This is a genomic window from Nostoc sp. JL33, assembly GCF_017114985.1.
Taxonomy (GTDB): Bacteria; Cyanobacteriota; Cyanobacteriia; order Cyanobacteriales; family Nostocaceae; genus Nostoc.
Genome location: NZ_JABXKP010000065.1, coordinates 15,483 through 32,509 on the forward strand (window position 1 = coordinate 15,483; position 17,027 = coordinate 32,509).

Consider the following 17,027-nt stretch of genomic DNA (forward strand, 5'->3'; position numbering starts at 1 on the left):
GTGCGTAGCGATCGCTGTTTCTGATTTATCTACTCTTAATTTTTCCCATGCGGACGATGAATAATCGTCTCTACTACCCGCCGCTTCGCCTTTGGATCAATACCTACCAAGCGCACATACTCACCCTTATATTCTGCCAGAGTTGATTCCAAATTTGAAATTGCATCAGACTCGCTATCAATGTGGCTATTTAGACAACTTTGCCAAGAACCTGTGCGGAAACGGCGCTCATCTACGTGTTCAATACTAATTTTGTAACCTTGAGACAAGAGTTCCCGAATTTGTCCTTGTGTCTCTAGGGTTAAATGTGGACTCGATATTTCCTGTTTCTCGAATCCATTAGTTTTTACTTCTTGAGTTCCGCTATTCCTTAACGGCTGATTAATTGGTGTTACAGCCGCAGGTGGTGGAGATTGAGAATTTCTACCTCGATTGAGTCGGTTGTAATCATCAACCAAATGGGAATTTTCCACCCGTTTTTGTTCACCAACGAGGAAGTTGCCAGACTCGATTAAGTGAGACAGCCTGAAATCTGGCTTTTTAAATTCTGGTGGCCCTTCAACGCTGTTAACCACACTTAAGGATACCCGCTCAAAGCCTACTTGATGGATGTAGTTGCGGATTTGTTCGTCATAAATGCGCGATCGCAAAGCGCTAAAAAAGTCAATGGACTGATTCACAAAAGTATCAACTAGCTGTTCAACTTCCTTCTGTGAGAGTCCATCCGGTTCAAAAATCCCCTTGACAATTCCCACCTTGTCATCTCGGTTTGGTTCCCAGTAGAATTTATCCATCCGTCCATCCCGAATTAACGGTGCATAGAGGGTGGAAAAATCATTACCTGTGACAATAATCGGCACACGACGTAAAGGTGTGGAATCATAGCTTCCAGGCAACTGCACATCTGTGGGATTATCAGCAATATTCATCAGTGTGGCATTCACCAACTGCGTATTTACAGTATATTGAGTGCCTTCATCAAAGCGTCCAGCACCCGCATCCAAATCGTTAATCATCAGTACGCACATTTTGCCGCGTACTTTGATCAGTTCTGCTGTTTCCCGATAGCGCAGCCGAATCAACCGCGCTGGATCTCCTGCATCTGGACTTTCCAATTCGCCGCCAGAGATGTTAGTTACCTCGATACCCATTTTCTCGAAGACTAATTGACATTGAAATGTTTTGCCTTCTCCTTTGCGTCCGTGAATACCCAAAATCACGGGAACTCGCACACCAGAAAGCTTTAGAAAGTTTTTGGTGATGTGGACAGCCAGTTTGTCTAGAAAGCGGGGAGCGATGTAGTAACCCATAAAATTATCTTTGCCTAGCAGTGCTTAAAGTAATGTTAAGTTTTTTTGGTGATTAGTGTTTATTTATCTTTTGGTAGAAAAGGAGCGCTATCTACCATATACGCCCAATTGGATATGCATCAAAAATTTTATCAGCACTCAATACAGGTATATTTTCAACTACCGACTGTGCAATTAAAAGTCGGTCGAATGGATCACGGTGATGTAAAGGTAGTGTAGCAACAACAGCAACGTGGTCTATGGTGATTGGCAAGAATTCAATACCATTCCTAATTATTTGCTGTTGGATAAACTCATTAAAAGGCAAACCAAAGCTGAGTTTACCAATGCTGTGCTTGATTGCCATTTCCCAAACGCTAGCAATACTCAGTAGATTATCATTATTTTCAATTTGCGAGCGCAAACTAACGCTGATTCTTGGATCACCCATCACAAACCAAATAAAAGTATGAGTGTCTAGTAGTTGCCTCATTCCATATATTCCTTAAAATCTTCGAGCGGTACATCAAAGTCATCAGATATTGTTACAAGTCCTTTAGCACTACCATACTTAGGACGGTGTTTAACTGCCGACACAGGAGTTAACTTCACAACAGGTTGATTATCTTTGATGATAATAATTTCCTCACCACTGAGTGCTGCTTCAATCAACTCAGGTAAGTTTTGAGATGCTTCAGCGAGAGTAATTTGCTGCATAAGTATTACCTTTGGATAGAAAGACTAAAGTGCTACCACTATCCTAACTTTGAATTCTCGATTAAATTAAAGGAAACCAATTTAACCAAGCGTCCCAATTTTCTACAATTTGGGCAAATTCTGCGTAACCGCTTGCTTGAGGATGAACACCATCATTAGCTTTTGCCTCATTTATCCAGATGTTTGATTTTTCTAATATCGGAAAAACATTTAAATAAGGTACATTTAATTGATTACAAATCAAAGTATACTCTTTAGATAAATCGATATTTCTCTGCCTCCTTTGAGGGTTTTCTTGTTCTGCATATGGCGCAGAACCAACCATCAACACAGGGTACAACTTTTGGGCTTCACTTAAAATTTCACGCGTATTTTTGATTGAATCTGCCAAATCCACGCGAGTTTTACCATTTTCTACTGTTGTGTCATTCAATCCAAAGGAAAATATAACTCTGCCATCATATTCTTTGGGTAAGCGAAGTGATACTTCCTGTAACCAACGCTTTGCTATATTAGTACTAGTATCTCGCCTAATCCCTAAATTATAGTAGGTGATATCATAGCCTTTTTTATTAGCATTAGCGCATATTCTGCCTGTCCAACCAAGACATTCTGGGTCGCCAGTACCATTAACAAAAGAGTCGCCAACAAAGCAAATTCTTACTTCCGGTAGATGCTGCAATTCCATTTATTACCTTATTAAAAAACGTAGAGAATAACTCCGCGTCCCTTTGCGTTCCTCTGCGTTTTCCTTCTCTGCGTTCGCGCAGCGTGTCGCAGACAGACGCTTTGCGAATGCGTTCCTCTGCGTTTCAAAACAAATCTAGTAAATAGGAGAGGCAGATAATTCTACCTCTCCTATGGGGATAAACCAATTACTCAAAGCTTGCTAACTTTAGTATTTGTTAGCTTTGTTGGGTTTGTGAACAAGAAAGCTGAGAATTTGGCACTGCTTGATGTTGTCAAAACCCACAACCCGGATATAGCTGGTGTTGAATTGAGAACGGCATCCTTGAACTTCGCTCAATACTTCTTGAGTGGATTTAGCACCAAACAAAGGTAGCTTCCACATTGTCCAATAGAATTCTTTAGGATCAGAAGTTTCGTTAAACTCGATCGCTGGAATGTAACCTTGATTCAAAATGTACTGGATCTGTTTGGAAATTTGAGCATCAGACAGGGGGGGCAGATAAGAAAGGGTTTCGTAACGACGCTCTTTTGGTAAAGTTTGCATAGCTTTTGATAATGGGTTGTGATTTTTTACTACTAGGTTGACCGAACTAATTCGATAAGTTATCTAAATTCGGATCTGAAGTTGCTTGCTGTTCTGGTTGCAGACTGGGGTTTGATGCGTCTATTCGGGTGATGCGTTCTAAATGCTGGCGACGCTGTTCCATGTTGGCTTGCTGAATGCCAGTGCGAACCATTTCCGGTAAAAATTCGATGATTTCTTCGGCAATGTGTTCCCTGACAGTCATGATTCGCAAAGCCAAATCTGGTTTTTCTTGCAACAGTTGCTCAATGTATGATTCACCATTCTGAATTTTGCCAGACGAAAAGTTATGCAGCCAAAGTTCTAATGGAGGATTCGTTTCGCCTAGCTGTACCAAGACTGTCCTTAGAGCCTGATAAGTCAGATAACTTTGGAGAGTCTTGGCTGTGTCCTTTGCAATTTGCTTAAGATTCATGCTTGACCCCAGCCGTCAACAGTTATGAGTTAAGAAATTAAGAGTTATGAATTATGAATTAATGTAACTCTTAACTCCTAACTTCTAACTCCTAACTTTTTATCAGACGGTATCCATAGCTTCAAACTCGAACTTGATTTCTTTCCACAGTTCGCAAGCAACGGCCAATTCAGGAGACCACTTAGCGGCTTCGCGGATAATATCGTTACCTTCACGAGCCAAGTTGCGACCTTCGTTACGAGCTTGGACGCAAGCTTCTAAAGCTACGCGGTTAGCTGTAGCACCAGGAGCATTACCCCAAGGATGTCCGAGAGTACCACCACCAAATTGCAGCACGGAGTCATCACCAAAGATTTCTACGAGTGCAGGCATGTGCCAGATGTGGATACCACCGGAAGCAACTGCCATTACACCAGGTAGAGAAGCCCAGTCTTGGGTAAAGTAGATACCGCGAGACTTGTCTTGTTCAATGTAGTTTTCACGCAACAAGTCAACGAAGCCCATTGTGATACCGCGTTCACCTTCGAGTTTACCAACCACTGTTCCGGTGTGGATGTGATCACCACCAGACATCCGTAGTGCTTTAGCCAAAACGCGGAAGTGGATACCGTGGTTCTTTTGACGGTCGATAACGGCGTGCATAGCGCGGTGAATGTGCAACAGAATACCGTTGTCACGACACCAACGAGCCAATGTAGTGTTGGCGGTGAAGCCTGCTGTCAGGTAGTCATGCATGATAATGGGCTGTTTGAGTTCTTTAGCGAACTCAGCCCGCTTCAGCATTTCTTCACAGGTGGGGGCGGTAACGTTTAGGTAGTGACCTTTGATTTCACCGGTTTCAGCTTGAGCTTTGGTAATAGCTTCAGATACGAACAAGAAGCGATCGCGCCACCGTTGGAATGGAGCGGAGTTAATGTTTTCGTCGTCTTTGGTGAAGTCCAAACCACCGCGCAAGCACTCGTATACAGCACGTCCGTAGTTCTTAGCCGAAAGACCTAATTTGGGCTTAATTGTACAACCCAGCAAAGGACGACCATATTTGTTTAACTTGTCACGCTCAACTTGAATCCCGTGGGGAGGCCCTTGGAAGGTCTTCAGGTAAGCTACAGGAATCCGTAAGTCTTCTAGACGCAGTGCCCGCAAGGCTTTAAAACCAAATACGTTCCCCACAATCGAGGTCAACATGTTGGTTACAGAGCCTTCTTCAAACAAATCCAAAGGATAAGCAATGTAGGCGATGAATTGGTTGTCATCACCAGGAACTGGTTCGATGTCGTAGCAACGACCTTTGTAGCGATCTAGGTCGGTGAGCAAGTCTGTCCACACAGTTGTCCAAGTACCTGTGGAAGACTCAGCCGCAACAGCCGCAGCTGCTTCTTCGGGGGGAACTCCGGGCTGGGGCGTAACACGGAATGCCGCTAAAATGTCTGTATCTTTCGGTGTGTAATCGGGTGTGTAATAAGTTAGTCTGTAATCTTGAACCCCGGCTTTATACCCAGTTTTGCTCTGAGTCTTCGTTTGCGCGTAAGACATATTTTATCCTTCCCAGAAGTCAGTCTTTTTACTTATCAAATCACGTTCTTGCAACTTTTCCTTACCCCGCTCCTCCCCCCTTCAGAGGCAAGAAGCTCAGGAAAATTTTTTTTAAGGGTTGCTTTTGGCAGAGGGTACAGTTTTTCGCGGCGGTAATCCTCTTCAGCAGTGTTCTCACCTTCTAGAGGTACACGACCTAGCGCTTTACTGTTCCCTGTTCCTACGAGTCAAAATTCTTTTTTACCTTTTCTCCCCACCTGACTAAACCTTCTCAATTTCACCAAAACTTCCGAGTTTTGCGGGCAGCATTTAGATAATGCCCTTACAAATCAGGGTCTTCAGGGGATTGGGCTGGCTGCCACACATTCCCGCCTCTACACTCCTTCTATCTTCCCCACTGATGGAAAAGATACCACAAAAGAATCTACTTGACACAGATATTAGCAGAGTAATGAGCGAAAGAAAAAAGAATTGCACACCACGTAATTTGTATCTTGTCTCACAATATATCAAGAATTTGATAAGTTATTCTTTGAAAGTTTTTAACTTATCTATTTAATTTTGTTATCACATAAAGATTTAAAGATTTTGTAACAAAAAGTTTACAAAGTTTGATGAATAACTGTAACGAAGCTTTTCGGGGTGGGGGAGTTGTGCTGTTAGCGGATAGCTGTTGTTTAGCCTGTGCTGGGTGGGAAATCTTGCTTCTTTACTGAGAAATGGGAACTGGAACTCAAAAAAGAGGAACTGTTTTGCCCAATAGCATTAAATTTGAGAAAAATTGCCTATGACGTTTAAAAAATCCCAGCTAAGGGAACACTGGAATTAACCCAAAGCGAGTTTAGGTAGTGGCTATGGGTACTGTCTCCAAAGGAAATGTCACCGTGGTATTGTTTTACAAGCGTACTAGTTTATTGATTACTTCTATCTTGTTGGGGTTGATAGCTTTGCCTAGTATGGGATGGGCACAAAAAACCCCTAGCATTAATTCATCTGATGTAACCCCTACTTACCCACCTTCCCCACCGCCACCGCGAGTGCAACCCTTGCCCAATGATCAAGAAGTGCAAGAACATTCTCGACAAACTGATTATCGTGTGGGTAACTTACTGGCAGATGTAACAGGCAATCTTTGGGTAGGTTCTGGGCGGGGACTATCGCGGATTGATCCTAAAACTGGCAAGATTATTTCTCGTGTTAGCTTACCAAATATTGCCATTGGTGCTTTAGCCCAAGACAAAGTAGGACGTTTGTGGGTGGGAAGTTATGAGGGACTAGTACGAGTAGATCCCCGCACTAACGAAATTACCGCACAGAATTTATTTTTGCCTTCTAAACGGGTGTTGTCGCTGTTACTTGACAAGCGGGGTTATTTGTGGACTGGAACTGATAATGGTTTAGCTTTAATTAGTCCCGACCAAGGCTTGATTATGACAACATTACAAAATCTGCCTGGTGTTAGCGCCAACACTCTGACTTTAGATGCTGAAGGTCAACTGTGGGTTGGCACCCTTGATGGATTAGTGCGGGTAAATACTGGTAGTGCTGCGATTATGAAGCGGATAGCCGATTTACCAGGGACGACTGTACAAGCTTTAGCTATTAGTCCAGAAGGATTAATTTGGGCGGGAATGCCGAATAATTTGCTAGTTATTAACCCAAAAACTGGTGCAGTGTTGCGGTCTGTGACTCGCTTGCGTGGGCGTAACGTGACAGTAGTACGTTTTGCTAAAGATGGTAGTCTCTGGGTCGGGACTAATAATGGTTTGTTACGATTAAATCCAAATACAGGAGCTGTGTTAGATGCAGAAGTTGCTGGACTTCCTTCTAGTCGGGTTCTTGCCCTTGCACCTGACATTAGCAATAAATTATGGATTGGTACTAGTGAAGGTCTAGCTTGGTTAATGCCCAAAATGCGTAGTGCAAAACCCCATATTGCTTTCAGTCGCGTCGTTAAATGAGGGAATGGGGAGTGGTGAGTGGGGAGTGGTGAAATTCCCTAATTCCTAATCCCTAATCCCCACTCCCTACTCCCTACTCCCTACTCCCCACCTAGAAAAATGGCAATCACTACCCAGCAATTAATTCAATGGAAACAACAGGGACGTGCAATTGTGGCGTTGACCGCCTGGGATTATGCGATCGCTCAACTCCTCGATGCAGCTGGTGTAGACTTAATCCTTGTGGGTGACTCTATGGCAGTAGTTCTAGGGTATGAAACAACACTGCCGATCACTTTGGATGAGATGATCTACCACGCCAAATCTGTGCGTCGAGGGGTTAAACGCGCATTAGTGGTTGTAGATTTACCATTTTTGACGTATCAAGAAAGTCTCCAGCAAGCGATGCACTCAGCTGGGCGGGTATTGAAGGAAACGGGCGCTCAAGCGGTAAAATTGGAAGGTGGCTATCCAGCGATCGCCGAAACTGTGGCTCGTTTAGTACAAGCCGGAATTCCGGTAATGGGTCATGTAGGTTTGACACCGCAATCAATACATCAACTCGGTTTGCGACAACAGGGAAAGAGCCAGGAAACGGGAGAAAGAATTTTCAATGAAGCGATCGCTCTAGAACAAGCTGGTGTATTTTCTTTAGTGTTAGAGCATATCCCCGCAGATTTAGCAATGCAGATTACACAACAATTGAGCATTCCGACAATTGGTATCGGTGCAGGAATTCACTGCGATGGACAAGTTTTAGTTACTTCAGATGTCATCGGACTTACAGAGAAACGTCCACCATTTGCCAAAGTTTATACAAACTTGCGGGAGACGATTACTAAAGCCGTGCAAGATTATGCTGTGGAAGTGAGAGAGCGAAAGTTTCCATAATAAATAAAGGGACTAGTACCGCAAGGCGGAAGTCAAAAGTCAAAAAGCTTGTGTTGTCAGCTTTTCCCTGATTGTGAATGGTATCTCTATTTACGCCGTGCTGTACTAGGAACTAAGGAATAAGAATTAAATAACATACAGCTTACCTCACCCTCAATCCCTCTCCGATATATTGGAGAGCGAAGCTAGAGACAACAAAGGCAATTAGCACAACAACGGGCTGAACGCTTGGCGCAAAGGCTGAGAGACATGGGTGCAAATCCAGACGAATAAGCTTTAACTTTGAGAATCTTGCTTGTTTTGATTTGCTTGCTCAATGCGTTGCCTAATTGCTTCTTCTGCGATGCGAATATTGTCTTCTATGGGTGTACCATCTGCTGTCACCATTGGCCCATACAATGTTGCTTCCGAATCAGGAGTCCGACGATTAACTAATATATCTAAAGCTTCCAAATCTTCCCGATGTGCAAGCACATAGGCTTTTAGTTTTTTTGTAGACATTTCTGCAAAATTAGGTTTCATCGATAAACCTCCAATCTCCACTAGGAAAAATCATGACTTGGATATCATCACCTGCCAGAATGTATATGTATCCTTTGAGTTCATTAAAACGGAATAGTTGGATGTTGCGATAGCCATTAGACAGCATCTGGTAGACACGCACGCTGGCTAAGGCTTGTTCGTTGGTTGGGTTGATTGTCTGTTCCTCAATTGTGACATAAATAATAGTAAGCCTTGGCGACTTATTACAAACCCTGTTATACCATTTCACGTAAACCCTGATACATATAGATTTATCGTAGGGGCACAACATATCTTGCAATGAATTTAAAGCTGATTCAACCGAAGCTATAGATCCTTTGACTGGGGAAACAACGCCTCTATTTAATCCGCGTACACAGAGATGGTCTGATAATTTTACTTGGAGTTCTGATGCTACAAAAGTTGAAGGTTTAACTATTATTGGTAGGGCGACAATTGTTTGCTTGCGAATGAATAATCCAGTTATACTTGTTGCCCAACGACGTTGGACAATTAGTAGTTGGCATCCTCTTGATGATTAATTTGAAGAGTTTCTTAGCATCTGCAATCAAGATAATCTGGATCTATAGCTAAAATCAATATTAACGCGATCGCTATCTCAACTAGAAATCTCAGCTAAAAACCCCATACTTGGAGGTGCAGCAATGGTACAACAAGTCACACCAGAAACCACAATCGAAGTCATCTACCCAGAAAGCGACGGACAGCCAATGGCGGATAATACAGAACAATTTGCATGGATTGTTAAAATTAAAGAAAATTTAGAAATCTTATTTGCATCGCCAGCTGATGTATTTATCGCCGGAGATTTGTTTTGGTATCCAGTTGAAGGAAACCCTAATATTAAACAAGCGCCCGATACGATGGTAGTCTTTGGCAGACCAAAAGGAAAACGGAGTTCCTATTTACAGTGGAATGAAGATAATATACCTCCCCAGGTAGTATTTGAAATTCTCTCGCCAGGTAACACTCTCAAAGAAATGACCAAAAAATTGCAGTTTTACCAGCGTTACGGCGTGGAAGAATATTATATTTATGATCCGGAGAAGAACGATTTAAATGGCTTGCTCCGTTCTGAGGATAGTTTTGAAGTTATCGAAGAGATGAATGGCTGGGTAAGTCCGCGTTTGGGAATCCGTTTTACATTAACACTGGATACCCTGGAAATTGTTTCTTCCACCGGACAAAAGTTTTTAAGCCCCTTAGAAATTGACCAGTTACGGGAACAAGAACGCCAACGTGCAGAACAAGAACGCCAAGCAAAGGAAGCGGCTTTACAAGAATTAGAAGCGGCTTCACAAGAATTAGAAGCGGCTTCACAAGAATTAGAAAAAGAGCGCGATCGCTATCAAGAATTGTTAGCTAAACTCAAACAAAAGGGAATTGACACAGATAATTTGTAATTGCTGCTGTTGATGGTGCGTTATGCTGTCGCTACTGGCTATGTCTAAAACGCCCTATTTGTTCATGCATCTTAGCGCTGATGCTGATGGATACTTATGATATAGGAACTAAAAATTTAACTATGGAACAACAACCGATACAAGTAATTGGAGGTGGACTAGCTGGGACAGAAGCAGCGTGGCAAATAGCCCAAGCTGGAGTGCCTGTAATTCTGCATGAAATGCGTCCAAAACGCTTCAGTCCTGCTCATCATACAGAACATTTGGCAGAATTAGTCTGTAGTAATTCCTTTGGGGCAATGGCAAGCGATCGCGCAGCGGGATTATTGCACGAAGAGTTACGCCAACTGGGTTCGATCGTCATTTCTAAAGCTGATGAACACGCCGTACCTGCTGGTGGGGCGCTAGCCGTCGATAGAGGACAATTTGGCCAAGACTTGACTCAAACTTTAGCACATCATCCTTTAATTGAATTTCGCCGGGGTGAAGTGTCTGCGATTCCAGAAGGAATTGTGGTTTTGGCAACTGGCCCTTTAACCAGTCCCGACTTAGCCGAAGATTTGCGCCGCTTTACCGGGATGGAATACCTCAGCTTTTTCGATGCCGCTAGTCCGATTATTGTGGGAGAATCGATTAACCGTGACGTTGCTTTTATGGCATCACGTTATGACAAAGGTGAAGCCGCTTATCTCAACTGCCCAATGAATAAACAGCAGTATTTGAGGTTTAGAGAAGAACTTTGTAAAGCGGAACAAACAGAACTCAAAGGTTTTGAACGGGAAACAGCGAAATTTTTTGAAGCTTGTTTACCAATTGAAGAACTAGCACAGCGCGGGGAAGATACCATGCGCTACGGCCCCCTAAAGCCAGTGGGATTGTCAGATACTCGCACCGGGGAACGTCCTTATGCTGTGGTGCAGTTACGACAAGAAGATAAAGCCGGTCAACTGTGGAATATGGTAGGATTCCAAACTAACCTACGCTGGGGTGAGCAAAAGCGAATATTTCAGCTAATTCCCAGTTTGGAAAAGGCAGAGTTTGTGCGGCTGGGAGTGATGCACCGCAACACTTTTATTAATGCTCCACAGTTAATGCATCCGACTCTACAATTTAAAGAGCGTCCGACATTGTTAGCTGCTGGACAGTTGATTGGTACTGAAGGCTACACTGCGGCGGCTGCGGGTGGCTGCTTGGCGGGAATTAATGCAGCAAGATTAGCTTTGGGTAAAGAAGCTTTGGTTTTACCACCAACAACAATGATGGGTGCGTTATTGGAATTTATTAGTTCCGCTTCCCCGAAGCATTTCCAACCAATGCCGCCCAACTTTGGGATTTTTCCGGAATTGGGTGCGAAAATCAAAAGTAAGCAGGAGCGTTATGGACGTTACCGCGATCGCTCTTTAACTGACTTAGCAAACTGGAAAGCTAATCATAATTAATCGGCATGGGGTATTGAGATTTTCTCATCTCTCCATTTCTCATTCCCTATACCTTCAGTACCCACAATCCGGTTTTGATTGTATTATTTATAGTTTTCAAATTCACTTACTGATGCTTTTTAGGAGCTAAAGAAGAGTTAGAAACTCAGTTTCCTCGATAAACCGATAGCGGAGGCGTGTTTGTCAAACATCTATACTTACGAAGCGATGAGTTTTATTTTGTTTAATAAAACTTCAAATAGGTTTATTATCCTTTAAAATCTTTTGCAGAGATTCTAGGTAAGATATATGGCTGATATTGTTGATATTGCAGTTACGGCTGAGTCTTTTAAAACACTGGTGGCGGCTGTACAAGCTGCTGGTTTAGTAGAAACATTAAAAAGTCCTGGGCCGTTCACTGTCTTTGCACCAAATGACGATGCTTTTGCGAAGTTACCAGCAGGAACTATCCAAACTCTGTTACAGAATATCCCCCAGCTAACGCGGATTCTAAAGTATCATGTCGTTCCAGGAAAGCTACGACAGGCTGATTTGGCACAACTTGGTACGGTTAATTCTGTGGAAGGTTCACCGATTAAAATTCATTCTTCGGATGGTTTTGAAGTTAAAAATGCCACAGTTTTAGCAGCAGATATCGAAGCTGATAATGGTGTGGTACACGTTATCGATACGGTGATTTTACCGGGTTAATTCAGTTAGGGTGGGTATTTTCCACCCTACTTATCCAAAATCTTTATAATTAACTAACTATTGGTAGTATCAAAACGCAACTCAATAGTTTCATTTGTGTTATATTTGCAATGTGATTACTCACTCATATGTTAATTTAAGTTTCTTTATTTTAAAATACAATAAATCAAATTCTTAAAACGCTAACATCTATCCCAAGAAATTAATGCTCGATTTAAACACCTTAGCTGAGTTCTCTCGTGGCAACTGCGTAAGTATTTGTACATTTCTCGTACCAGCGAACTTGCTTGTCACAATTTTAACAATCAGCCTGGTAACGTTACGTCGCCCATCACATCAAGTGTGGCAGTCTGCTGGAATTGCTAGCTTTTTCGCTTCTATAATGATACTGCACGTATATACTTGGTTTCTGATTGGCGTGGTGATGGCTCCTACTTATATCTTGCTGTGGCTAGCAATCACCTGCTTAGTGACTAATTTGGCAGCAATTCTTTTTCAAAGACGCTACAGTAACAGCCCTAGTCTTTCCAACAACGCCTGAAATCTACACTTACCGAAAAATTGGGTCTAAAGCCCCTTGTTAAAGGTAGGCAAACTTCTGCCACACTATACTAGTATCCACTGGATTAAGAACGCCGGACATTCAAACAACACCATTCTTTGCGTTTCCACAGGGTAGCAACGACCCAACCATTTTTTTCTAAAGCGTCAGCAACAGCTTTAGATTGTTCTAGTAAAATACCACTGAAGATAGCCCAAGTCTCAGGTTTAGCGATCGCACTCATTTCTGGAACCAATTCAATAATCACGTCAGCCAAAATATTGCAAACGATACCATCCACTGGTTTCTCAACTAGTTTTGTCAAAAGGTCTACACTTCCCTGTGCAGGTAGTAAACGTTCTGGGCTAATGTCATTCAGGGCGCCATTACTGATAGTTGATTGCACCGCTAAAGGGTCAGTATCCACTGCATAGACTTTCTCGGCTCCCAGTAGCAGCGCCCCAATGGAAAGGATACCAGAACCACAGCCAATATCCGCAATTACCAGATGTTCATGTTTGCCACTAGCACCCACAAATGACTGAGGAACTCCACTTAGGCGCATTTCCAGGGATTCCAAACATAGCTGAGTCGTGGCATGGTTCCCCGTACCAAATGCTACACCAGGGTCAAGACGAATCACTAACCGTTCCGTTGTTTCTGGTAATGGTAGCCAAGCGGGGTTGATCAGGAAGCGATCGCCTATTTCTTGCGGATGCCAATATTGTTTCCAGCTAGTCGCCCAATCTTCCTCATTAATTAACTGCCATTGCAGGGAGGGAGATGAAACTCCGAGACAGAGGGCATCTTGACGCAGCCACAGCGACAGCGCTGCCAAATCTAGTAGCTGTGTTTGAATTGTCGGCAGATAAGCCCTTACTAAAGATGAATTTTCTTTGTTTTCACTAGCTGTACCACGACAGCCAAAATCTTCCAGTCGCCAAAAGATCAAATCTTCTAGGTCTGGCTCACATAAAATCTGTAGTTCCCACCAGGTGTTTGCCATATAATTTTAGATTTTAGATTTTAGATTTTAGATTAGGGACTAGGTAACGGTTAGTGACCAATGCGAAAAACAATGAGCAATTAGCCATTACCAATCCAAAATCCAAAATCCGCAATCCAAAATTAAAGAGTTACCGTATACGCGTCCCGAATACCAGGGACTTTTATAATCTCATCCAAAATGCCCTCTGGTAAAGGGTCATCTATACTCAGAGCCATTACTGCATCACCACGGACGATTTTACGACCTACCTGCATACTGGCAATATTCACATTAAAACTGCCGAGTAGGGAACCAAGTTTGCCGATAATCCCTGGCATATCACGGTGCAGGGTAAACAGCATATATTTGCTGGGTGGAACGTTAATCGGAAAACCATCAACGTCGGTGAGGTGGATTTCTCGCTCGCCCAACAACGCCCCTGTGACAGAATGAGTACCTAAAGTACCTGTGGCTTCCAGATGAAGCGTTCCGGCATAGTCTCGAATCGAAGCATCGCGGGTTTCAATCACCCTAATTCCGCGTTCTTTGGCTTCTATGCTGGCATTTACGTAATTTACCCTTTCCCGCAAAGCTTGGTAAAGTAATCCTTTCAAGGCTGCTACCACCAAAGGCTGACTTTTGTTGGTCGCTAGTTCGCCTTGCAGTCGAATATTGAGTACTTCCACCCGTCCGCCAGCTAGCTGTCCGACTAGATTACCTAGAGTTTCTGCTAGTTGCATGTAGGGTTTGAGTTCTTCCAACACGTCGGGGCCGAGTCCAGGAATGTTGACGGCTGAACGCGCTGGTAGTCCTAAAAGTACATCGCGAATTTGTTCGGCAACATCAATAGCCACATTCACTTGAGCTTCTGCGGTTGAGGCTCCCAAGTGGGGAGTGAGGATAACTTCTTTGCCTAGCGATCGCAACTCAGATTCACCCAGTGGTTCTGACTCGAACACATCTAAGGCTGCACCCCCGATTTTACCCGCTTTCAGAGCTGCTGCTAAAGCTACTTCATCAATGATCCCACCACGAGCGCAGTTGATAATCCGGGCTGTGGGTTTCATCTTTGCCAGGGTTGTGGCATTGATTAAGTGGGTGGTTTCTGGGGTTTTAGGGATGTGTAGCGTAATATAATCTGCTTGCTGGAAGAGTAAATCTAACTCAACTAACTGACAGCCAAGTTGTTCGGCTCGGTCTGTAGAAATAAAAGGGTCATAAGCTAAGAGTTTCATGCCCATTGTCTTAGCTACAGAGGCAACATGGGAGCCAATTTTACCCAAACCGACAACGCCGAGAGTTTTTTTGTAGACTTCCGCGCCGACAAAGCTATTGCGATCCCACGCACCGCGTTTCACCGAAGCGTTAGCATCGGGGATGTGGCGAGACAAAGCCAAAATCATCGCTAGCGCATGTTCGGCGGCAGCAATTGTATTTCCCTCTGGAGAATTGACTACCACAATTCCCCGGCGTGTGGCAGCAGGAACATCCACATTATCCACACCCACACCAGCACGACCGATGATTTTTAGCTGGGTGCCGGCTTCAATGATTTCTTGGGTGACGCGCGTACCAGAGCGAATCATCAGCGCGTCATATTCACCAATAATTTCGATCAGTTGGGCTGGTTTTAGACCTAGTTTGACATCAACAGTAGCAACTTGCGAAAGAATGTCAATTCCAGCTTGGTCAATAGAATCAGAGACAAGAACCTTAGACATGATTACTTCATTTAAAGCTACAGGTTTTGCTGCACAAGACTTTTCAGTTTAGTCTTTATCTGTCCCATTCAGCAAAAATTATTCGTTTTAATATCAACTTAACCTTTACTTACGCTGTGTGCTGATGGTATCGAAGCATCAGTTACTTCCGATGGGTACTGCCTCCTAAGTATTTGAATATGAGTGGCTGTTTGTACTACCCTGTCGCTAAATATAAAGCATGAATAGCACTAAGCACCTATATATTTATTAATCGTTAAGAGTTACCAAAATTTTATCAGCTTAAGCAACTTTCTTGGTGAGGTAGAAACGCCTGCATTCTTGACTGGGCTGCAACTTTAGCTGAGGCAATACTCTGCACAACCACCAAACGAGCCAGTAACTATTATATCTGTCGAATCTTGCCTGTTTCTTAATACCACAAGTGGTACCCCTTAGTCAAAGCAAAACATTGCATCATCAAGATAATCGGATTGTGACAGTTAGAATCTAGGTATCAAATAAATTTTCTTGCTCCTGATTGCAGCAGATTTAAGATTGTCTAGTAGTTAAAAGCTGCCAATTAGTGTCTGTAAAGTACTTAATATACAATAGACATAGGAGTGAAATTAAATATGCGTTACCCAGAACCCTTGTAGAGACGTAGCAGTGCTACGTCAAAACAATTCTTTTTCACTCCTATGTCTATTAGTACTCTACTGATATAGTTGCACAGAAATCGCTATAATTCTGGTGAGCTAAATAGAGCCAAATATCCTTTGAGTTTTGGGGAAACCAGCCATGTTAGAGTACAACTTGCCAAGGTACTTGCCCTCAGCCGAGGAACTACCAGACTCTGATGAAACCCCTGTGGATAATGAACTGCAAGAATTGATACCAGGCTTGCTGAAGGCGATCCTGCTGATACTGTGGTCAGAACGTATGGATTGGCTCTTTGCCATAGATATGGGTATTTATTATCACCCCGATAAACCGGCCATTGTGCCAGATGGGTTTTTGAGCTTAGGGGTAGAGCGGTTTTATGATGAGGAGCTGCGTCCCAGTTATGTGCTGTGGGATGAAAATGTTGTACCGATTTTCGTGCTAGAAGTAGTTTCCCAAAATTATCGCAAGGAATACACTACTAAATTGGATGAATATGCGGCTTTGGGTGTACTTTATTACGTGATTTATTCCTCTCGTCGCCGGCGCAAACCGCATCTGGAAGTACATAAGTTAGTTAATGGTAAGTATGAATTGCAAGCGGGAAACCCCGTTTGGCTACCAGAAATTGATTTAGGAATTGGTTGCGAAAGGGGAAATTATAGCGGTGTAACGCGGGAATGGATGTATTGGTATGATCAGCAAGGACAACGATATCTCACGCCCGCAGAACAAATAAAACAAGAAGCACAACGCGCTCAACAAGAAGCACAACGTGCTCAACAAGAAACACAACGCGCTCAACAAGAAACACAACGCGCTCAACAAGAAGCACAACGCGCTCAACAAGAAACACAACGCGCTGAAGTTGCAGAACAACGGGTGCAACAATTGACAGAACAATTAAAAGCGCTGGGAATAGATCCAGATAATCTGGGTTAACTGAATATTTTGCAATATGCAATATTTTTAACTCAACAAAACTGAAAAATCAGGTTTTTC

At 43.1% G+C, this 17,027-nt stretch carries 19 protein-coding genes; 8 read left to right on the top strand and 11 right to left on the bottom strand.

The window, feature by feature from the left end:
* Positions 1–35: 35 nt before the first annotated feature.
* From HWQ23_RS18530 to HWQ23_RS18560, 7 genes are all read right to left on the bottom strand, one after another.
* Positions 36–1,310, bottom strand: coding sequence for a ribulose bisphosphate carboxylase small subunit (locus HWQ23_RS18530; RefSeq protein ID WP_292830869.1), 1,275 nt, complete (start codon positions 1,308–1,310; stop codon positions 36–38).
* A gap of 91 nt (positions 1,311–1,401) precedes the next feature.
* Complete coding sequence (locus tag HWQ23_RS18535; protein WP_292830872.1) at positions 1,402–1,782, bottom strand: type II toxin-antitoxin system VapC family toxin; 381 nt, start codon at positions 1,780–1,782, stop codon at positions 1,402–1,404.
* A complete protein-coding gene (locus HWQ23_RS18540; protein WP_292830875.1) occupies positions 1,779–2,006 on the bottom strand; it encodes a type II toxin-antitoxin system Phd/YefM family antitoxin in 228 nt (75 codons plus the stop codon). The genes HWQ23_RS18535 and HWQ23_RS18540 overlap by 4 nt, the downstream gene beginning before the upstream one ends.
* A gap of 61 nt (positions 2,007–2,067) precedes the next feature.
* Positions 2,068–2,694: a GDSL-type esterase/lipase family protein gene (locus HWQ23_RS18545; protein WP_292830878.1), complete on the bottom strand. Its 627-nt coding sequence runs from the start codon at positions 2,692–2,694 to the stop codon at positions 2,068–2,070.
* A 207-nt stretch (positions 2,695–2,901) separates the two neighbouring features.
* Positions 2,902–3,240, bottom strand: a complete 339-nt coding sequence (locus HWQ23_RS18550; protein ID WP_292830881.1) for a ribulose bisphosphate carboxylase small subunit — start codon at positions 3,238–3,240, stop codon at positions 2,902–2,904.
* Positions 3,241–3,286: 46 nt separating this feature from the next.
* Positions 3,287–3,694 (bottom strand): RuBisCO chaperone RbcX, encoded by a 408-nt coding sequence (gene rcbX, locus HWQ23_RS18555; protein WP_292830884.1) that lies wholly within the window; start codon positions 3,692–3,694, stop codon positions 3,287–3,289.
* A gap of 102 nt (positions 3,695–3,796) precedes the next feature.
* Positions 3,797–5,227 (bottom strand): form I ribulose bisphosphate carboxylase large subunit, encoded by a 1,431-nt coding sequence (locus tag HWQ23_RS18560; RefSeq protein WP_292830887.1) that lies wholly within the window; start codon positions 5,225–5,227, stop codon positions 3,797–3,799.
* An 854-nt stretch (positions 5,228–6,081) separates the two neighbouring features.
* Here HWQ23_RS18560 and HWQ23_RS18565 point away from each other — a divergent pair.
* Both HWQ23_RS18565 and panB read left to right on the top strand, forming a co-directional pair.
* Positions 6,082–7,188 (top strand): ligand-binding sensor domain-containing protein, encoded by a 1,107-nt coding sequence (locus HWQ23_RS18565; RefSeq protein WP_292830890.1) that lies wholly within the window; start codon positions 6,082–6,084, stop codon positions 7,186–7,188.
* Positions 7,189–7,287: 99 nt separating this feature from the next.
* The gene (gene panB / locus HWQ23_RS18570) at positions 7,288–8,058 is read left to right on the top strand and encodes a 3-methyl-2-oxobutanoate hydroxymethyltransferase (RefSeq protein ID WP_292830893.1); all 771 of its coding nucleotides are present in this window, start codon (positions 7,288–7,290) and stop codon (positions 8,056–8,058) included.
* Positions 8,059–8,334: 276 nt separating this feature from the next.
* Here panB and HWQ23_RS18575 read toward each other — a convergent pair whose 3' ends face one another.
* Together HWQ23_RS18575 and HWQ23_RS18580 are read right to left on the bottom strand one after the other, a co-directional pair.
* Positions 8,335–8,580: a DUF6887 family protein gene (locus tag HWQ23_RS18575; RefSeq protein ID WP_292830896.1), complete on the bottom strand. Its 246-nt coding sequence runs from the start codon at positions 8,578–8,580 to the stop codon at positions 8,335–8,337.
* Positions 8,570–8,830 (bottom strand): DUF6888 family protein, encoded by a 261-nt coding sequence (locus tag HWQ23_RS18580; protein WP_292830899.1) that lies wholly within the window; start codon positions 8,828–8,830, stop codon positions 8,570–8,572. Before HWQ23_RS18580 ends, HWQ23_RS18575 begins: the two co-directional genes overlap by 11 nt.
* Before the next feature lie 88 nt (positions 8,831–8,918).
* Here HWQ23_RS18580 and HWQ23_RS18585 point away from each other — a divergent pair, with 88 nt between their 5' ends.
* The 5 genes from HWQ23_RS18585 to HWQ23_RS18605 all read left to right on the top strand — a co-directional run bounded on the left by HWQ23_RS18585 (position 8,919) and on the right by HWQ23_RS18605 (position 12,674).
* Positions 8,919–9,122, top strand: a complete 204-nt coding sequence (locus HWQ23_RS18585; protein WP_292830902.1) for a hypothetical protein — start codon at positions 8,919–8,921, stop codon at positions 9,120–9,122.
* 123 nt (positions 9,123–9,245) lie between these two features.
* Positions 9,246–10,004: a Uma2 family endonuclease gene (locus HWQ23_RS18590; RefSeq protein ID WP_292830905.1), complete on the top strand. Its 759-nt coding sequence runs from the start codon at positions 9,246–9,248 to the stop codon at positions 10,002–10,004.
* A gap of 122 nt (positions 10,005–10,126) precedes the next feature.
* Entirely contained in the window at positions 10,127–11,443 is a 1,317-nt protein-coding gene (trmFO, locus tag HWQ23_RS18595; RefSeq protein WP_292830907.1) for an FADH(2)-oxidizing methylenetetrahydrofolate--tRNA-(uracil(54)-C(5))-methyltransferase TrmFO, read from the top strand.
* Between the two features lie 288 nt (positions 11,444–11,731).
* Positions 11,732–12,133 (top strand): fasciclin domain-containing protein, encoded by a 402-nt coding sequence (locus HWQ23_RS18600; RefSeq protein WP_292830910.1) that lies wholly within the window; start codon positions 11,732–11,734, stop codon positions 12,131–12,133.
* 205 nt (positions 12,134–12,338) lie between these two features.
* Positions 12,339–12,674 carry a hypothetical protein gene (locus HWQ23_RS18605; RefSeq protein ID WP_292830913.1) on the top strand — a complete coding sequence of 112 codons (336 nt, stop codon included), beginning with the start codon at positions 12,339–12,341 and terminating at the stop codon, positions 12,672–12,674.
* Positions 12,675–12,759: 85 nt separating this feature from the next.
* Here HWQ23_RS18605 and prmA read toward each other — a convergent pair whose 3' ends face one another.
* Positions 12,760–13,680 (bottom strand): 50S ribosomal protein L11 methyltransferase, encoded by a 921-nt coding sequence (prmA, locus tag HWQ23_RS18610; protein ID WP_292830916.1) that lies wholly within the window; start codon positions 13,678–13,680, stop codon positions 12,760–12,762.
* Positions 13,681–13,802: 122 nt separating this feature from the next.
* Positions 13,803–15,383 carry a phosphoglycerate dehydrogenase gene (gene serA, locus HWQ23_RS18615; RefSeq protein ID WP_292830919.1) on the bottom strand — a complete coding sequence of 527 codons (1,581 nt, stop codon included), beginning with the start codon at positions 15,381–15,383 and terminating at the stop codon, positions 13,803–13,805.
* Positions 15,384–16,163: 780 nt separating this feature from the next.
* Here serA and HWQ23_RS18620 point away from each other — a divergent pair.
* Positions 16,164–16,967 (top strand): Uma2 family endonuclease, encoded by an 804-nt coding sequence (locus tag HWQ23_RS18620; protein WP_292830922.1) that lies wholly within the window; start codon positions 16,164–16,166, stop codon positions 16,965–16,967.
* Positions 16,968–17,027: the final 60 nt, after the last annotated feature.

What these genes read in the sequence shown, in the direction of transcription:
- prmA (WP_292830916.1), bottom strand. Translation starts at nt 13,680, where the DNA reads ATGGCAAACACCTGGTGGGAACTACAGATTTTATGTGAGCCAGACCTA.
- HWQ23_RS18605 (WP_292830913.1), top strand. Translation starts at nt 12,339, where the DNA reads ATGCTCGATTTAAACACCTTAGCTGAGTTCTCTCGTGGCAACTGCGTA.
- trmFO (WP_292830907.1), top strand. Translation starts at nt 10,127, where the DNA reads ATGGAACAACAACCGATACAAGTAATTGGAGGTGGACTAGCTGGGACA.
- HWQ23_RS18560 (WP_292830887.1), bottom strand. Translation starts at nt 5,227, where the DNA reads ATGTCTTACGCGCAAACGAAGACTCAGAGCAAAACTGGGTATAAAGCC.
- HWQ23_RS18535 (WP_292830872.1), bottom strand. Translation starts at nt 1,782, where the DNA reads ATGAGGCAACTACTAGACACTCATACTTTTATTTGGTTTGTGATGGGT.
- HWQ23_RS18565 (WP_292830890.1), top strand. Translation starts at nt 6,082, where the DNA reads ATGGGTACTGTCTCCAAAGGAAATGTCACCGTGGTATTGTTTTACAAG.
- HWQ23_RS18590 (WP_292830905.1), top strand. Translation starts at nt 9,246, where the DNA reads ATGGTACAACAAGTCACACCAGAAACCACAATCGAAGTCATCTACCCA.
- HWQ23_RS18575 (WP_292830896.1), bottom strand. Translation starts at nt 8,580, where the DNA reads ATGAAACCTAATTTTGCAGAAATGTCTACAAAAAAACTAAAAGCCTAT.
- panB (WP_292830893.1), top strand. Translation starts at nt 7,288, where the DNA reads ATGGCAATCACTACCCAGCAATTAATTCAATGGAAACAACAGGGACGT.
- HWQ23_RS18600 (WP_292830910.1), top strand. Translation starts at nt 11,732, where the DNA reads ATGGCTGATATTGTTGATATTGCAGTTACGGCTGAGTCTTTTAAAACA.
- HWQ23_RS18540 (WP_292830875.1), bottom strand. Translation starts at nt 2,006, where the DNA reads ATGCAGCAAATTACTCTCGCTGAAGCATCTCAAAACTTACCTGAGTTG.
- HWQ23_RS18530 (WP_292830869.1), bottom strand. Translation starts at nt 1,310, where the DNA reads ATGGGTTACTACATCGCTCCCCGCTTTCTAGACAAACTGGCTGTCCAC.
- HWQ23_RS18545 (WP_292830878.1), bottom strand. Translation starts at nt 2,694, where the DNA reads ATGGAATTGCAGCATCTACCGGAAGTAAGAATTTGCTTTGTTGGCGAC.
- HWQ23_RS18620 (WP_292830922.1), top strand. Translation starts at nt 16,164, where the DNA reads ATGTTAGAGTACAACTTGCCAAGGTACTTGCCCTCAGCCGAGGAACTA.
- serA (WP_292830919.1), bottom strand. Translation starts at nt 15,383, where the DNA reads ATGTCTAAGGTTCTTGTCTCTGATTCTATTGACCAAGCTGGAATTGAC.
- rcbX (WP_292830884.1), bottom strand. Translation starts at nt 3,694, where the DNA reads ATGAATCTTAAGCAAATTGCAAAGGACACAGCCAAGACTCTCCAAAGT.
- HWQ23_RS18550 (WP_292830881.1), bottom strand. Translation starts at nt 3,240, where the DNA reads ATGCAAACTTTACCAAAAGAGCGTCGTTACGAAACCCTTTCTTATCTG.